The 14,760-nt window shown below is 61.6% G+C and carries 13 protein-coding genes; 9 read left to right on the top strand and 4 right to left on the bottom strand.

The features are described 5' to 3' along the window. Positions 1–36: 36 nt before the first annotated feature. Entirely contained in the window at positions 37–786 is a 750-nt protein-coding gene (locus FPT15_RS04760) for an AraC family transcriptional regulator (RefSeq protein ID WP_145158913.1), read from the bottom strand. 138 nt (positions 787–924) lie between these two features. Between FPT15_RS04760 and FPT15_RS04755 the strand changes: the two genes are divergently transcribed. Beyond that, entirely contained in the window at positions 925–1,734 is an 810-nt protein-coding gene (locus FPT15_RS04755) for a UDP-2,3-diacylglucosamine diphosphatase (RefSeq protein ID WP_145158911.1), read from the top strand. Positions 1,735–1,859: 125 nt separating this feature from the next. Here the strand turns inward: FPT15_RS04755 and FPT15_RS04750 are convergent, their stop codons facing one another. The 3 genes from FPT15_RS04750 to phhA form a co-directional block, all read right to left on the bottom strand. Next, positions 1,860–3,053 (bottom strand): amino acid aminotransferase, encoded by a 1,194-nt coding sequence (locus FPT15_RS04750; RefSeq protein ID WP_145158908.1) that lies wholly within the window; start codon positions 3,051–3,053, stop codon positions 1,860–1,862. Beyond that, entirely contained in the window at positions 3,053–3,409 is a 357-nt protein-coding gene (locus FPT15_RS04745; protein WP_106576439.1) for a 4a-hydroxytetrahydrobiopterin dehydratase, read from the bottom strand. The genes FPT15_RS04750 and FPT15_RS04745 overlap by 1 nt, the downstream gene beginning before the upstream one ends. Positions 3,410–3,514: 105 nt before the next feature. Further along, a complete protein-coding gene (gene phhA / locus FPT15_RS04740; RefSeq protein WP_145158906.1) occupies positions 3,515–4,306 on the bottom strand; it encodes a phenylalanine 4-monooxygenase in 792 nt (263 codons plus the stop codon). Between the two features lie 257 nt (positions 4,307–4,563). Here phhA and FPT15_RS04735 point away from each other — a divergent pair, with 257 nt between their 5' ends. The 8 genes from FPT15_RS04735 (at position 4,564) to FPT15_RS04700 (ending at position 14,758) form a co-directional block, all read left to right on the top strand. Next, the gene (locus FPT15_RS04735; RefSeq protein ID WP_106576441.1) at positions 4,564–6,126 is read left to right on the top strand and encodes a sigma-54-dependent transcriptional regulator; all 1,563 of its coding nucleotides are present in this window, start codon (positions 4,564–4,566) and stop codon (positions 6,124–6,126) included. 252 nt (positions 6,127–6,378) lie between these two features. Continuing rightward, positions 6,379–7,119, top strand: a complete 741-nt coding sequence (locus tag FPT15_RS04730; protein WP_145158904.1) for a flagellar basal body rod protein FlgF — start codon at positions 6,379–6,381, stop codon at positions 7,117–7,119. A 71-nt stretch (positions 7,120–7,190) separates the two neighbouring features. After that, positions 7,191–7,976, top strand: a complete 786-nt coding sequence (gene flgG / locus FPT15_RS04725) for a flagellar basal-body rod protein FlgG (RefSeq protein WP_005790105.1) — start codon at positions 7,191–7,193, stop codon at positions 7,974–7,976. A gap of 53 nt (positions 7,977–8,029) precedes the next feature. Beyond that, complete coding sequence (flgH, locus tag FPT15_RS04720; RefSeq protein ID WP_003214607.1) at positions 8,030–8,725, top strand: flagellar basal body L-ring protein FlgH; 696 nt, start codon at positions 8,030–8,032, stop codon at positions 8,723–8,725. Between the two features lie 27 nt (positions 8,726–8,752). After that, entirely contained in the window at positions 8,753–9,841 is a 1,089-nt protein-coding gene (locus FPT15_RS04715; protein ID WP_145159575.1) for a flagellar basal body P-ring protein FlgI, read from the top strand. A gap of 3 nt (positions 9,842–9,844) precedes the next feature. Next, positions 9,845–11,113: a flagellar assembly peptidoglycan hydrolase FlgJ gene (flgJ, locus tag FPT15_RS04710; RefSeq protein ID WP_145158900.1), complete on the top strand. Its 1,269-nt coding sequence runs from the start codon at positions 9,845–9,847 to the stop codon at positions 11,111–11,113. A gap of 10 nt (positions 11,114–11,123) precedes the next feature. Beyond that, the gene (gene flgK, locus FPT15_RS04705) at positions 11,124–13,160 is read left to right on the top strand and encodes a flagellar hook-associated protein FlgK (protein WP_145158898.1); all 2,037 of its coding nucleotides are present in this window, start codon (positions 11,124–11,126) and stop codon (positions 13,158–13,160) included. 14 nt (positions 13,161–13,174) lie between these two features. Next, positions 13,175–14,758 carry a flagellar hook-associated protein 3 gene (locus tag FPT15_RS04700; RefSeq protein WP_145158896.1) on the top strand — a complete coding sequence of 528 codons (1,584 nt, stop codon included), beginning with the start codon at positions 13,175–13,177 and terminating at the stop codon, positions 14,756–14,758. Positions 14,759–14,760: the final 2 nt, after the last annotated feature.

The raw sequence follows: 14,760 nt of genomic DNA, 5'->3' as shown, positions 1-14,760 counted from the left end.
GCGTCTGTCGTCCGGCTCGCGTTTTTTGTCGCAAGACTATGATGAGCGCCGCAATGCGCCCGGTGATGCGCCAAATTCGCGCAACATCGCGGCGGCAAACGCACTTTGCGAGCTGTAGCCGACGCGCTCGGCAATGTCGCCGATGGGCAGCGGCGTGTTGCGCAACAGGTTCAAGGCCATCTGCAGGCGGCGCCCGCGAATGTAGTCCATCGGCGTCTGCCCGCACTCGGCGATAAAGCGCGCGTGCAGGCGCGCGACCGACAGGCCGGCAATGCGCGCAAGGTCCGCGACCTGCAACGGATGCGCAATGTGGCGCTCGATATGCGCATCAAACGCCGCATACGGCAGGCGCCGCCCCGGCATCGGTTGGGCCAGCGGGTGATTGAGGCTGGCCAATAACAGCACCGCGCCTTGCTGCACGATCAACGGGTCATCCACCGGGCTGTGCGCCAGCCATTGCACCAGCTGGCTTTGCCGCGAATCCAGAGTCAGGCGCGCCGGTTGATCGAGCAGGCGGCGGCTGGCGTCGGCATGCTCGCCCAAGGAGTCCAGCACCCAGTGTTCGGTGGGTACATCCAGCACCAGGCACCGGCTGCCATCGCGGCTGCCGCAGGCGTGGTGAGCGGAAAAGGGCAGCACCATCACGCTGCTTTCGCGCACCTGGCTGCCCCGGCCATCGACTTCCAGGTCCAGGTGCCCGGACAGGCCGAACACCAACTGCGCATGGTCATGGCTGTGGGCAAGAGGCTCTTCGAGGTAGTGGCGCAGCGTGAGCGTCGGTCTCATCGCGGTCTCCTGAGGGTGCAGGGCGCCAGTCTACAACGCTTCACGGGCGCCAGGCGCTGTCATCAGACTGACGCACCGCTGTCATGGGCTGTTAACCACCAGGGCGCAAGCTCGCTAAAACAGCGTCGAGGGATGCCCATGACCCGTGCCGAATTCGCCAAACCCGGTCCTAAACAACGGGTTCGTACCTTGTGGATTTCCGACGTGCACCTGGGCACGCGGGACTGCCAGGCCGAACACTTGTCGCGGTTTCTCAAGGGCTACCACGCCGACAAGGTGTACCTGGTGGGCGACATCATTGACGGCTGGAAAATGCGCGGCGGCATGTATTGGCCCCAGGCCCATACCAATGTGATCCGCCGCTTGCTGACCATGGCCAAGCGCGGCACCGAGGTGATCTATGTCACCGGCAACCATGACGAGTTCCTGCGGCGCTATTCCAAGCTGATCCTGGGCAATATCCAACTGGTGGACGAAGCGGTGCACGTCACCGCCGATGGCCGGCACTTGCTGGTGATTCACGGCGACCAGTTTGATGTGATCACCCGTTACCACCGCTGGCTGGCGTTTCTCGGCGACTCGGCCTACGAGTTCACGCTCACGCTGAACCGCTGGCTCAATCACTGGCGGGCGCGGTATGGCTACGGCTACTGGTCGCTGTCGGCGTACCTCAAGCACAAGGTCAAGACGGCAGTGAGCTTTATCAGCGACTTTGAGGAGGCGATCGCCCACGAAGTCACCAGGCGCGAGCTGCATGGCGTGGTCTGCGGGCATATTCACCACGCGGAAATTCGCAAGGTGGGCGAGGTGGATTACCTCAACTGCGGGGACTGGGTGGAGTCGTGCACGGCGCTGATCGAGCACTGGGACGGGCAGATCGAGTTGTATCGGTTGGCGGATGCGCAGGCGAAAGAGGCGCAGCTTAAAGCCGAGATGGTTGCGGGCTAAAGGCCTCACTCCGTTCAAATGTGGGAGCTGGCTTGCCTGCGAATGCGGAGTGTCAGTCAATATATTGGGTGACTGTCACACTGCATTCGCGGGCAAGCCCGCTCCCACATTTATTCCCCGTTTCTTCAGTTGCAGACGTCGGCGATGGCCTCGGCCAGCAGGGTCAGGCGCGTCGCATCAATCCCGGCCACGTTAGCCCGTCCCGAACTGACCATGTACACGCTGTGCTTCTCGCGCAGTTGCTTGACCTGTTCGGCACTCAAGCCGGTGTAGGAAAACATCCCACGCTGCGCACCGATATGCGCAAAGCGTTCGGCCAGCCCGTGGGGCGCCAGCGCCTCCACCAGGCCTGAACGCAGCTGCGCGATCCGTGAGCGCATGGCTTCGACTTCGTCGCTCCAGCGCTTTTTCAGCTCGGCATCCCCAAGGATGGTCGCGACCACGGCGGCGCCATGATCCGGCGGCGTCGACCACAGATTACGCGCGGTGTTTGCCAGCTGGCTGCGCACATCCGTGAGCTTTTCAGCATCCGCCGCGCACACGATCAACGCGCCGACACGGTCGCGGTACAGGCCAAAGTTTTTCGAGCAGGAGCTGGTGATCAGCACTTCCGGCAGCTCGGCGGCAAACAGTCGCACGGCCCAGGCGTCTTGCTCCAGACCGTCGCCGAAGCCTTGATAGGCGAAGTCGATCAGCGGCAGCAATTGGCGCTCGCGCACGATCTGCAGCACCTGGCGCCAGTCGTCCTGGGACAGGTCAAAACCAGTCGGGTTGTGGCAGCACGCGTGCAGCAACACCACGTCGCCCTCGGGCACCGTGGCAAGTGTTGCCAACATCGCGGCCACATCCAGGCGGTTGTCGGCGCCCACATAGGGGTAGTGACTGACCTTGAGCCCGGCCTTGGCGAAGATGGTTTCGTGGATCGGCCAGGTCGGGTTGCTCAGCCACACGCCACGCCCCGGCAGGTTATGGGCGATAAAGTCCGCGCTCAGGCGCAGGGCGCCGGTGCCGCCTGGGGTTTGCGTTGCGCCGGCGCGGCGGTCGCGGATCAAGGCCGAGTCGGCGCCGAGCACCAGTTCGCTGATCAACGCACCGAATGCCGCATCGCCGTGGCCGCCGATGTAGGTCTTGGTGGTCTGGGTGTCTACCAGCCGCTGTTCGGCGAGTTTTACCGAATGCGGGATCGGCGTGAGGCCCTGGTCGTCTTTATAGACGCCGACGCCCAGGTCGAACTTGTTCGGGTTGCTGTCCTGGGCATACAGGTCCATCAGCCCGAGGATCGGGTCGCCGGGCACGCGGCCAATCGCATCGAAATGCATTACTTGCGGCCCTCGGCGTCCTTAGCCACTTCGTCAGTGCGCGCGGCCATGATGAAGTCGTTGCGGTGCAAGCCTTTGATCGAGTGGCTCCACCAGGTCACGGTGACTTTGCCCCACTCGGTGAGCAGGCCAGGGTGGTGGCCTTCGGCTTCAGAGATTTCACCCACGGCGTTGGTAAAGGCCAGGGCAAATTTGAAGTTCTTGAACAGAAAAACCTTTTCCAGCTGCATCACGCCGTCGCGGACTTCGATGTTCCAGTCGGGAATCTGCTTGATCAGTACCGGCAACTCTTCATCGCTGACTTGCGGGGCGTCGGCACGGCAGGCTTCGCAGTGGGCTTGGTTCAAGGTGGTCATGGGAAGTGTCCTGAATTCGAGTGTTTGAAAAACGGTCGTCAGTGGCGTCACCCTAAAGCAACGCGCGGCCAGGGAACAGACTCACCTGGCCTGAAAACGTAAGGTTCAAGCTGCTTTGGGTTTGGGCGGAAATTTCGGCGCGTGCAGACCCAGCTGCATACCGCGCTCGACCATGCCCATGATGTCTTCCTGCGCCACGTCGAACAGGCGCTTGAGCTCAGGCAGAACGAAATACAGCGGTTGCAGGATGTCGATTCGATACGGCGTGCGCATCGCTTCAAGCGGGTCGAAGGCTTGGTGCTCGGGCTCGTCCGACAGGCAGTACACGCTCTCCTTGGGCGACGACAGAATGCCGCCACCGTAGATGCGCCGGCCTTGCGGGGTGTCCACCAGGCCGAACTCGATGGTCATCCAGTACAGGCGCGCCAGGTACACGCGCTGTTCCTTGGTCGCGGCCAGGCCGAGCTTGCCGTAGGTGTGGGTGAATTCGGCGAACCAAGGGTTGGTCAACAACGGGCAGTGGCCGAAGATCTCGTGGAAAATATCCGGCTCTTGCAGGTAGTCCAGTTCTTCGCGGGTCCGAATAAAAGTCGCCACCGGAAACTGCTTGCTGGCGAGTAATTCGAAGAAGGTCTGGAAGGGGATCAGTGCCGGCACGCGGGCGACTTGCCAGCCGGTGGTCTCGGCCAGCACCTGGTTGATTTCACCCAGTTGCGGAATGCGGTCCAGCGGCAGGCCGAGCTTGTCGATGCCGTCCAGGTATTCCTGGCAGGCGCGACCCTCGATCACTTTCAACTGGCGCGTGATCAGAGTGTTCCACACCGCGTGTTCTTCCGGCGGGTAGTGGATAAAACCTTGCGCATCGGGCTCGCGGGCCACGTAGTGCGTTTGCTTCATACGGCTCTCCTGCTAGGCATTCGTTCTTGTTATGTCCTGCGATGAGCCTATTGATAACCCGCAAGGCGCCGGATTCCATCGGGCTGCGGCCTAATGCTGTAGGAAATGTTACCGTTTTTTGTAAAGTATTCGTTACGATAGCCCGGCTCGTCGTTGTCTTGGGCTGTGAAATGCTCACGGGCTGTCACATAATCTTGACGACTATCTGCGCCCAGCGGCAAAAAGACGCGGCGCCTTCCCACCTTTCGGGCTTTTTCATGCGTATTAAAGTGCACTGCCAGAACCGCATCGGCATCCTGCGGGACATCCTCAACCTGTTGGTGGAGTACGGCGTCAACGTCGCCAAGGGCGAGGTCGGCGGCGAACATGGCAATGCGATTTACCTGTTTTGCCCCAACCTGGTGAACATGCAATTCCAGGCGCTGCGCCCGCAATTTGAAGCCATTGCCGGGGTGTTTGGCGTCAAGCGGGTAGGGCTGATGCCCAGCGAGCGTCGGCATATGGAGCTCAATGCGCTGCTTGGCGCCCTGGAATTTCCGGTGCTGTCGATCGACATGGGCGGCTCCATCGTTGCCGCCAACCGCGCAGCGGCGCAGTTGCTCGGGGTGCGCGTGGACGAGGTGCCGGGCATTCCACTGTCGCGCTACGCCGAAGACTTCGATCTGCCGGAACTGGTGCGGGCGAGCAAGTCGCGCATCAATGGCTTGCGGGTCAAGGTCAAGGGCGACGTATTCCTGGCGGACATCGCGCCGCTGCAATCCTCCGAACACGATGACAGCGAAGCCATGGCGGGTGCCGTGCTGACCCTGCACCGCGCCGACCGCGTCGGGGAGCGCATCTATAACGTGCGCAAGCAGGAATTGCGTGGTTTCGACAGCATCTTCCAGAGCTCCAGGGTCATGGCGGCCGTGGTGCGCGAGGCGCGGCGCATGGCGCCTCTGGATGCGCCTCTATTAATAGAAGGCGAAACCGGCACCGGCAAAGAGCTGTTGGCCCGCGCTTGTCACCTGGCCAGCCCGCGTGGGCAGTCGCCATTGATGGCGCTCAATTGCGCAGGCTTGCCGGAGTCAATGGCCGAGACCGAGCTGTTTGGCTACGGGCCTGGTGCGTTTGAAGGCGCGCGGGCCGAAGGCAAGCTGGGTCTGTTGGAGCTGACGGCAGGCGGTACGTTGTTTCTGGATGGCGTCGGCGAAATGAGCGCGCGTCTGCAGGTGAAATTGCTGCGTTTTCTGCAGGACGGATGCTTTCGCCGGGTGGGCAGTGATGAAGAGGTCTACCTGGATGTACGGGTGATCTGTGCGACGCAGGTGGACTTGTCTGAGCTTTGCGCCCGCGGCGAATTCCGCCAGGACCTTTATCACCGCCTCAATGTGCTGTCGCTGCATATCCCGCCGCTGCGCGAATGTCTGGATGGGTTGGCGCCGTTGGTTGAGCATTTCCTCGATCAAGCCAGCCGGCAGATCGGCTGCCCGCTGCCCAAGCTGGCACCGGCTGCGATGGATCGGCTCAGCCACTATCACTGGCCGGGCAATGTGCGCCAGCTGGAAAACGTGCTGTTTCAGGCGGTGTCGTTGTGCGAGGGCGGGACGGTCAAGGCTGAGCATATTCGCTTGCCGGATTACGGCGTGCGTCAGCCGCTTGGCGATTTCTCCCTGGAGGGAGGGTTGGAGCAGATCGTCGGCCGGTTCGAGAAGGCAGTGCTGGAGGCTTTATATGCCGAGCATTCCAGCAGCCGGCAACTGGGCAAACGCTTGGGCGTGTCGCACACCACCATCGCCAATAAGCTGCGTGATTACGAAATCCTCAAGGCCGACAAGTGAGCGCATCCCCTGTGGGAGCTGGCAAGCCAGCTCCCACATTTGTTATTTGTCATCTTCAAGACCTGTGCTTGCCGCAGGCGGCAGTAGTCCGCCGTTTTTTCGACTCTCGTCCAGCCTCATAATCTCCATGCCTCCCCGCAACCCCCCGTACTGCCTGGACTTTTACTTGTTTTTAAAAGTTGGTTCGCAAATTGCTTAAGCCTCATCAGTACAGCGGTGGGCGGCAAGCGTCCGTCAGAAAGAGGATAGAGCGTGGACAAGTACCTTTATGTGGCAATGACCGGCGCCAGCCAGAATGCACTGGCGCAGAAGGCCCATGCCAACAATCTGGCGAACATCTCCACCAACGGTTTTCAGCGTGACCTGGAGCAGGCGCGTTCGATGCCGGTGTTTGGTGACAGCTTTCCGGCGCGCGCGTTTGCCATGACCGAGCGTCCGGGCACCGACTTCTCCCCGGGCGCCATGATCGAAACCGGTCGTGACCTCGACGTAGCGGTCAGCGGCGACGGTTGGATGGCCGTGCAAACCCCCGATGGCGGTGAAGCCTACGTGCGCAGCGCCAGCATGAATGTGGATGCGCTGGGCGTGCTGCGGGCCGGCAACGGTATGCCGATCATGGGCAACGGTGGCCCGATTGCGGTGCCGCCGCAGCAGAAAATCGAAGTGGGTGCCGACGGCACCATCAGCATCCGCGCCATGGGCGAAGGCCCGCGGGTCATGGCTGAAGTGGACCGCATCAAGCTGGTCCAGCCGGACCTCAAGAACATGACCAAGGGCCTGGACGGCACCATCCACACCAAGGATGGCCAGCCGGCCCAGGCGAACGCCAACGTCACGCTGACGTCGGGCTTCCTGCAGGCAAGCAACGTCAACGCCGTTGAAGAAATGACCGCGGTGCTGTCGCTTTCCAAGCAGTTCGAGCTGCACATCAAGATGATGAACAGCGCCAAGGAAGACGACCAGGCCATGACCCGCGTTCTGGCGATGAGCTGATTGGCGCGTTACTGACCGACTACTAATTTTGCAGCGCAGCGCCAACAAACAGGCGCACGAAGGAGAACAGCATGCTTCCGGCTCTATGGGTTGCCAAAACCGGTTTGTCCGCCCAGGACACCAACCTGACCACCATTTCCAACAACTTGGCGAACGTGTCGACCACGGGCTTTAAACGTGACCGCGCCGAGTTCCAGGATTTGCTCTATCAGATCAAGAAGCAGCCGGGCGCCCAATCGACCCAGGACAGCGAATTGCCGTCGGGCCTGCAACTGGGTACCGGTGTGCAGATCGTTGGCACGCAGAAGAACTTCAGCGCCGGTAACCTGCAGCAAACCGGTCAGCCATTGGACATGGCCATCAACGGGCGCGGCTTCTTCCAGATCCTGCAACCCGATGGCACCACGTCCTACACCCGTGACGGCACGTTCCACCTCGACTCCAATGGCCAGATCGTCACGGCCAACGGTTTCGCCCTGGAGCCGGCTGTTGTGGTTCCCGCGGACGCCAAGACCTTTACCGTCGGCAACGACGGCACCGTGTCGATCACCGTGGCCGGCAACCCGGCGTCGCAAGTGATCGGCAACCTGCAAACCGCCGACTTCATCAACCCGGCCGGCCTGCAAGCGATGGGTAACAACCTGTTCCTGGAAACCGCCTCCAGCGGCGCGCCGCAAATCGGCACCCCTGGCCTGAACGGTTTTGGCACCACGCTGCAAAGCACCCTGGAAACTTCCAACGTCAGCACGGTTGAGGAGATGGTCAACATGATCACCACTCAGCGCGCCTATGAGATGAACTCCAAGGTGATTTCCACCGCCGACCAGATGCTTTCGTTCGTAACGCAGAATCTGTAATCAAGTCTATGGGGCGCCATCGACGGCGCCTGCAACACCGTGAGGTAAGGGTCATGAATCGCTATGTTTCTGTTCTGGCATTGAGTGGGATCGCCGTGCTCGCGGGCTGTGTCGCCCCGACGCCAAAACCCAATGACCCGTACTACGCGCCGGTGTTGCCGCGCACGCCGTTGCCGGCGGCGGCCAACAATGGCTCGATCTACCAGGCCGGTTTCGAACAGAACCTGTACAGCGACCGCAAGGCGTTCCGCGTGGGTGACATCATCACCATCACCCTGAACGAGAAAACCCAGGCCAGCAAAAACGCCAACTCGCAGATAGGCAAGACCAGCAAGACCAGCATTGGCCTCACGTCGCTGTTCGGTGGCGTGCCCAACACCAATAACCCGCTGGGCAGCGGTGACCTGAGCCTGGACGCCGGCTACAGCGGCGACCGCGCCACCAACGGCAAGAGTGCGGCGGGGCAGGGCAACAGCCTGACCGGTTCGATCACCGTGACTGTCGCCGATGTACTGCCCAACGGCATCATCGCCGTACGCGGTGAAAAGTGGATGACCCTCAACACCGGCGACGAGCTGGTGCGCATTGCGGGCATGGTCCGCGCCGATGATATTTCCACCGACAACACCGTGCCGTCGACGCGGATTGCCGATGCACGCATTACCTACTCGGGTACGGGTTCGTTTGCTGATGCGAGTCAGCCGGGCTGGTTCGACCGTTTCTTCCTTAGCCCGCTGTTCCCTTTCTAGGTGGCCACTTTGAAACTCAAACAGCTGATGGCTGCCGCGTTGTTGCTGGCCTTGAGCACAGGGGCCTTTGCTGAGCGGTTGAAAGACATCGCCAGTATTTCCGGTGTGCGCTCCAACCAACTGATCGGCTACGGCCTGGTGGTGGGGCTTAACGGCACGGGTGACCAGACCACTCAGACCCCGTTCACCCTGCAGACCTTCAACAACATGCTCTCGCAGTTTGGCATCAAGGTGCCGGCGGGTTCGGGCAACGTGCAACTGAAAAACGTTGCGGCCGTGTCCATCAGTGCCGACTTGCCGGCGTTCGCCAAGCCGGGTCAGGTGGTGGACATCACCGTCTCGTCCATCGGTAACTCCAAAAGCCTGCGCGGCGGCACGTTGCTGATGACGCCGCTCAAGGGTATTGACGGCAACGTCTACGCCATCGCCCAGGGCAACCTGGTGGTCGGTGGTTTTGACGCCGAGGGCCGTGACGGTTCGAAGATCACCGTTAACGTGCCATCTGCCGGACGGATTCCAGGCGGCGCCATGGTGGAACGCACCGTGCCCAGCGGCTTCAACCAGGGCAATAGCCTGACCTTGAACCTCAACCGTTCGGACTTCACCACCGCCAAGCGCGTGGTCGACAAGATCAACGACATGCTCGGCCCTGGCGTCGCCCAGGCCATCGACGGCGGCTCGATCCGCGTCACCGCGCCACTGGACCCAAGCCAGCGCGTCGATTACCTGTCTATCCTGGAAAACCTTGAGGTCGATCCAGGCCAGGCGGTGGCCAAGGTCATCATCAATTCGCGTACCGGCACGATCGTGATCGGTCAAAACGTCAAGGTATCGCCGGCGGCCGTGACCCACGGCAGCCTGACCGTGACCATTACCGAAGACCCGATCGTCAGTCAGCCTGGGCCCTTGTCCAATGGCCAGACGGCGGTGGTGCCGCGTTCGCGGGTGAATGCTCAGCAAGAAGCCAAGCCGATGTTCAAGTTCGGCCCCGGCACCACGCTGGACGAGATTGTCCGCGCGGTGAACCAGGTGGGCGCAGCCCCAGGCGACTTGATGGCGATCCTCGAAGCGCTGAAACAGGCCGGCGCCTTGCAAGCCGACCTGATAGTGATCTGAGCCATGGTCATGGATATGCGCCAGAGCGGGATCAGCAGCACGGCGGATTCGGGGTCTTACTCCGACCTGAACCGGCTTAACCAGCTCAAGGTCGGCGCTGACAAGAACAGCGAAGGCAACATGCGCAAAGTCGCGCAGGAGTTCGAGTCGCTGTTTCTCAGCGAGATGCTCAAGTCCATGCGCTCGGCCACGGAAGCGCTGGGCAAGGACAACCCGCTGAATACGCCGGCGGCCAAGCAATACCAGGAAATGTACGACCAGCAGTTGGCGGTTTCGATGTCCCGCGAAGGCGGTGGTATTGGCCTGGCCGACGTGCTGATGCGCCAGATGCAGAAGAACAAGCCGGTGGACGCCCAGGCGGCCACGTTGCAGGGCCCTGAGGCGGCGCAGGCGTCGGCGAAGAAGGTCGATGTGCCGACTGAAATCGCCGCAGGCACCCAGGCCGCAGGGCCGTTGGGCCGCTCCAACGGTCAGCGTCCGCTGTGGGCTTATCGCGTGGCCGTGCCTGAAGGCGCGAGTACGCACGCCAACGACATGGAGCTGATGAACCAGCGCCGTATCGCCTTGCCGAGCAAGCTGACTGACCGTCTGTTGGCCGGTATCGTGCCGAACGCGCCGGTCGCCATCGATGCCAAGAGCGCGCCGCTGCGTAACAGCGCCGCCGCCGACAACGTGGTCAACAGCAGCGCGCGCAGCATTGCCGTACCGAGCGGGCGCATGCAGGTGTATGGCCGCGCCATCGCCCAGCCACCGCTGGCGCCGGCGAAGAAAGCCTTCAGCTCGCAGGATGAATTTGTCGCCACCATGCTGCCGATGGCCAAGGCGGCCGCCGCGCGCATCGGTGTCGATCCCAAGTACCTGGTGGCCCAGGCCGCGCTGGAAACCGGTTGGGGCAAATCGGTGATGCGCGCCGAGGACGGCAGCAGCAGTCACAACCTGTTCGGCATCAAGGCCGGGCAGAGTTGGCAGGGCGGCCAGGCGCGTGCAATTACCAGCGAGTTTCGTGATGGGTCGATGGTCAAGGAAACGGCGCAATTCCGTTCCTACAACTCCTATCAGGACAGCTTCCACGATCTGGTGACATTGCTGCAAAGCAATGATCGCTATAAAGAAGTTGTGAAATCAGCCGACAACCCGGAACAGTTTGTGCGCGAGTTGCAAAAAGCCGGATATGCAACCGACCCGGACTACGCCAGCAAGATTTCGCAGATCGCCAAAACGATGAACAGTTACCAGGATTACGCTGCCGCGGGCGCCTCCACTCATTTATAAGGTCTGAATCATGAGTTTGCTCAATATCGGGATGTCGGGGCTCAACGCCGCTCAAGGATCGTTGTCGGTCCTGAGTAACAACATTGCCAACGTCAACACCCCGGGATACTCGCGTCAGCAGACCACCCAGAACGCCAGCGCCAGCAATCAGTACGGTGGCGTGTACATCGGCAGCGGCACGACCCTGGCGGATGTGCGCCGCATCTATAACGATTTCTTGGGCGCCGCTTACCAGAGCAGCACGGCCCTCAACAGCGACGCCACCGCCTACGCGGGCCAGGCGGCTGCGATTGACAAGACCCTGTCTGACAAGTCCACCGGCATGTCTGCGGTGCTCAGCGCGTTTTTCGCGTCCCTGCAGACCGCGGCAGCGACCCCCAGCGACGTGTCCGCGCGCCAGCTGCTGGTGACCAGCGCCCAGACCTTGAGCGACCGCTTCAACGCGATCTCCACTCAACTGACCCAGCAAAAAGAAAGCATCAACAGTCAGCTGAGCACCATGAGTGATCAGGTCAATAAGCTGACGTCGTCGATTGCCTCGCTGAACACGCAAATTTCAACCGCCCAGGGCTCGTCGACCAGTGCGCCGGCCAACCTGCTGGATGCGCGTAACGAGGCAGTGCGTTCGCTCAACGAGCTGATCGGCGTAACGGCCACCGAGAAGAACGGCCAGTTCAGCATCACCACCGGCACCGGCCAGTCGCTGGTCGAAGGCGGTGTGGCCAACACGATTTCGGCGGTGCCGAGCAAAACCGACAACAGCCAGTACACCATTCAGCTCAACATGGGCGACACGCCGATGGACATCGGCAACGTGGTGTCCGGCGGCAGCATCGGCGGCCTGTTGCGTTATCGCAGTGATGCGCTGATGCCGGCCATCAATGACCTGGGCCGCATTGCCATTGCCACCGCTGACAGCGTCAACAGCCAGTTGGGCCAGGGCCTGGACCTGAACAGCGATTTCGGTTCTTCGTTGTTCAGCGACATCAACAGCGCCGCGGCCATCACCCAGCGTAGCCAGGCAGCCTCGGGCAACAGCGTAGGCTCGGGCAACCTGAATGTGACGATTGCCGACAGCAGCAAGCTCTCGACCTTCGACTACAAAGTCACCTTCACCAGCGGCAACCAGTACAACGTGGTGCGCTCCGACGGCAAAGCCATGGGCTCGTTCGACACCACCACCACGCCGCCGCCCGTGATCGACGGCTTCACCCTGGCACTGGATGGCAAGGGGCCGATGGCTGCCGGTGACAGCTTCAAGGTCAGCCCGACGGCGACCGGGGCCAGCAACATCAGTGTCGACCTCAAAGACCCGAACAAGCTCGCGTTCGCGGCGCCACTGGCCGGTAATTCCAGCACTACCAACACCGGCACCGGCACGTTCACACCACCGACATTGACGCTGCCGATCGATATCAATGGCGGCGCCGCCAGCGCGCAATTGCGCACCGGGATCGAAAACTCGATGCCAGTGAAGATGGTGTTTGGCAAGCCTGCGGCAGACGGCACCCAGTCCTACACAGTGAGCGATGCCCAGGGCAACTCGATCGGCACCGGCAGCATCATTCCGGGCCAGGGCAACAAGGTCTCTATCAGTGTGCCAATGCGTGATGCCAGCGGCACGTTGATTCCAGGCAAGAGCTTCAGTTTCGACACCACGGTGGCGGGCGCACCCGCCAACGGCGACAGCACGACTTTCTCGTTCAACAGCGGCGCCACCTCCGATGGCCGCAACGCTCAGCAATTGCTGGGTTTGCAGACCAAGGCGACGGTCGGCGCGGTAGATGGCAATGCGGGCGTGAGCCTGGTCAGTGCCAACAGCCGGCTGGTGTCCCAAGTCGGTTCCAAGGCTGCCCAGGCCAACACCGACAGCACCGCCACCGGCGCATTGCTGGCCGCGAACAAGGCGGCCAGCGACTCCGTGTCCCAGGTCAACCTGGACGAGGAGGCGGGCGACATGATCAAGTTCCAGCAGTACTACACCGCGTCGTCGCAGATCATCAAGGCCGCGCAAGAAACCTTCAGCACACTGATCAACGCCCTTTAAAGGAGTCTGGAACGATGCGTATCTCTACACAGCAGTATTTCGACACCAGCTCCGCCAAATATCAGGATAACTATTCGGGTGTGGTGAAGGCTCAGGACCAGGCCAGCTCCGGCGTGCGCGTGCAGACCGCTTCGGATGATCCGGTAGCCGCCGCGCAATTGCTGATGCTGCAACAGCAGAAAGACATGCTGGGCCAGTACAACGGCAACATCACCAGCCTGCAAAACTCGCTGACCAACGAGGAAAGCGTGTTGTCGAGCATCAACACGGCCATGCAAACCGCCAGCGGCCTGGCGTTGCAGGCGGGTAACCTCAAGCTCAGCAATGACGACCGCAAGGCTATCGCCGCTCAGGTCGGCGCGCTCGAAGACCAGGTGTTGGGTTTGCTCAACACCAAGGATTCCAGCGGCAACTACATGTTTTCCGGGGCCAAGACCGACACGCCGCCCTACAGCCGTAACAATGATGGCACCTACACCTACCAGGGTGATGAGACGCCGCTGAGCCTGCAAGTGTCGAGCAACTTGACGGTTGCCGCGGGCGATACCGGCAAGACGCTGCTGGAAAGCTCCGGCAACACCGGTCGCACTCAGGCGACGATTTTACCGCCGGCGGTCAACGACGGCAAAATCGCGATTTCGGCGGGCCTGGTCACCTCGGGCACCGCTTACACGAAGAATTTTGCCGATGGCCAGCCGTACAAGCTGACCTTCTCCAGCAGCACCCAATACAGCGTGACCGACAAGGACGGCAACGACGTTACGTCCGAGATCTCCGGTAACGGCACATTTGATTCCACCAAGGAAGGCGCGTCCAGCGTCAACCTGCGCGGGGTCAAGTTCGACATCAGCCTGAACCTTGGGTCTGATGTGGCCTCGGGCGCGCCGTCTGACGCGCTGGTGGCGGGCAAGGCCTTTACGCTGGAGAGCAAGCCGGACACGTTCAGCAGTTCGCGTACAGCCAGTAATCCGTCTACGGCGCAGTTGACCGGTGGCCGGGTCACCGACCAGGCAGCCTACGCCAGCACCTTTCCGAACTCGGGCGCGGTGATCAAGTTCACCAGCGGCAATGACTATGAGGTGTACGCCCAGCCGTACTCGGCGAACAGCAAGTCGATTGCCACGGGCACCATGGCCACCGGCGCGACGTCGATCACGGCTGCCGGGGTGACCTTCGATGTGAGCGGCGCGCCGGGGGCGGGTGATCAGTTTTCGGTGAATGCCACCAGCAACAAGAACATGAACGCCCTGGACACGCTGGGCCAACTGCGCAAGGCGCTGGAAACCCCGGCAGATGGCGATCCGGTGGCCATGAACAATCTCAAGGACGTGATCAATACCTCCATCGGTAACCTGGCCAACGCTTCGGCGCAGATCGACCAGGTGCGTGGCTCGATTGGTGCCCGCCAGAACGCCCTGGATATCCAGAGCCAGGAAAACACCAGCCTGGGGCTGGCCAACACCTCCACCATGTCATCGCTGGCGAACGTCGACATGGGCCAGGCGGCCATTGACCTGACATTGCAGCAGACCATGCTGCAGGCTTCGCAGCTGGCGTTTGTGAAGATCTCCCAGTTGAGCCTGTTCAGCCGCATGTAACC

Source organism: Pseudomonas sp. RGB, from assembly GCF_007713445.1.
GTDB lineage: Bacteria > Pseudomonadota > Gammaproteobacteria > Pseudomonadales > Pseudomonadaceae > Aquipseudomonas.
The sequence above is the reverse complement of the archived record's forward strand: the minus strand, read 5'-3'. Positions and strand labels throughout refer to the sequence as shown.

What these genes read in the sequence shown, in the direction of transcription:
- FPT15_RS04760 (WP_145158913.1), bottom strand. Translation starts at nt 786, where the DNA reads ATGAGACCGACGCTCACGCTGCGCCACTACCTCGAAGAGCCTCTTGCC.
- FPT15_RS04755 (WP_145158911.1), top strand. Translation starts at nt 925, where the DNA reads ATGACCCGTGCCGAATTCGCCAAACCCGGTCCTAAACAACGGGTTCGT.
- FPT15_RS04750 (WP_145158908.1), bottom strand. Translation starts at nt 3,053, where the DNA reads ATGCATTTCGATGCGATTGGCCGCGTGCCCGGCGACCCGATCCTCGGG.
- FPT15_RS04745 (WP_106576439.1), bottom strand. Translation starts at nt 3,409, where the DNA reads ATGACCACCTTGAACCAAGCCCACTGCGAAGCCTGCCGTGCCGACGCC.
- phhA (WP_145158906.1), bottom strand. Translation starts at nt 4,306, where the DNA reads ATGAAGCAAACGCACTACGTGGCCCGCGAGCCCGATGCGCAAGGTTTT.
- FPT15_RS04735 (WP_106576441.1), top strand. Translation starts at nt 4,564, where the DNA reads ATGCGTATTAAAGTGCACTGCCAGAACCGCATCGGCATCCTGCGGGAC.
- flgG (WP_005790105.1), top strand. Translation starts at nt 7,191, where the DNA reads ATGCTTCCGGCTCTATGGGTTGCCAAAACCGGTTTGTCCGCCCAGGAC.
- flgH (WP_003214607.1), top strand. Translation starts at nt 8,030, where the DNA reads ATGAATCGCTATGTTTCTGTTCTGGCATTGAGTGGGATCGCCGTGCTC.
- FPT15_RS04715 (WP_145159575.1), top strand. Translation starts at nt 8,753, where the DNA reads ATGGCTGCCGCGTTGTTGCTGGCCTTGAGCACAGGGGCCTTTGCTGAG.
- flgJ (WP_145158900.1), top strand. Translation starts at nt 9,845, where the DNA reads ATGGTCATGGATATGCGCCAGAGCGGGATCAGCAGCACGGCGGATTCG.
- flgK (WP_145158898.1), top strand. Translation starts at nt 11,124, where the DNA reads ATGAGTTTGCTCAATATCGGGATGTCGGGGCTCAACGCCGCTCAAGGA.
- FPT15_RS04700 (WP_145158896.1), top strand. Translation starts at nt 13,175, where the DNA reads ATGCGTATCTCTACACAGCAGTATTTCGACACCAGCTCCGCCAAATAT.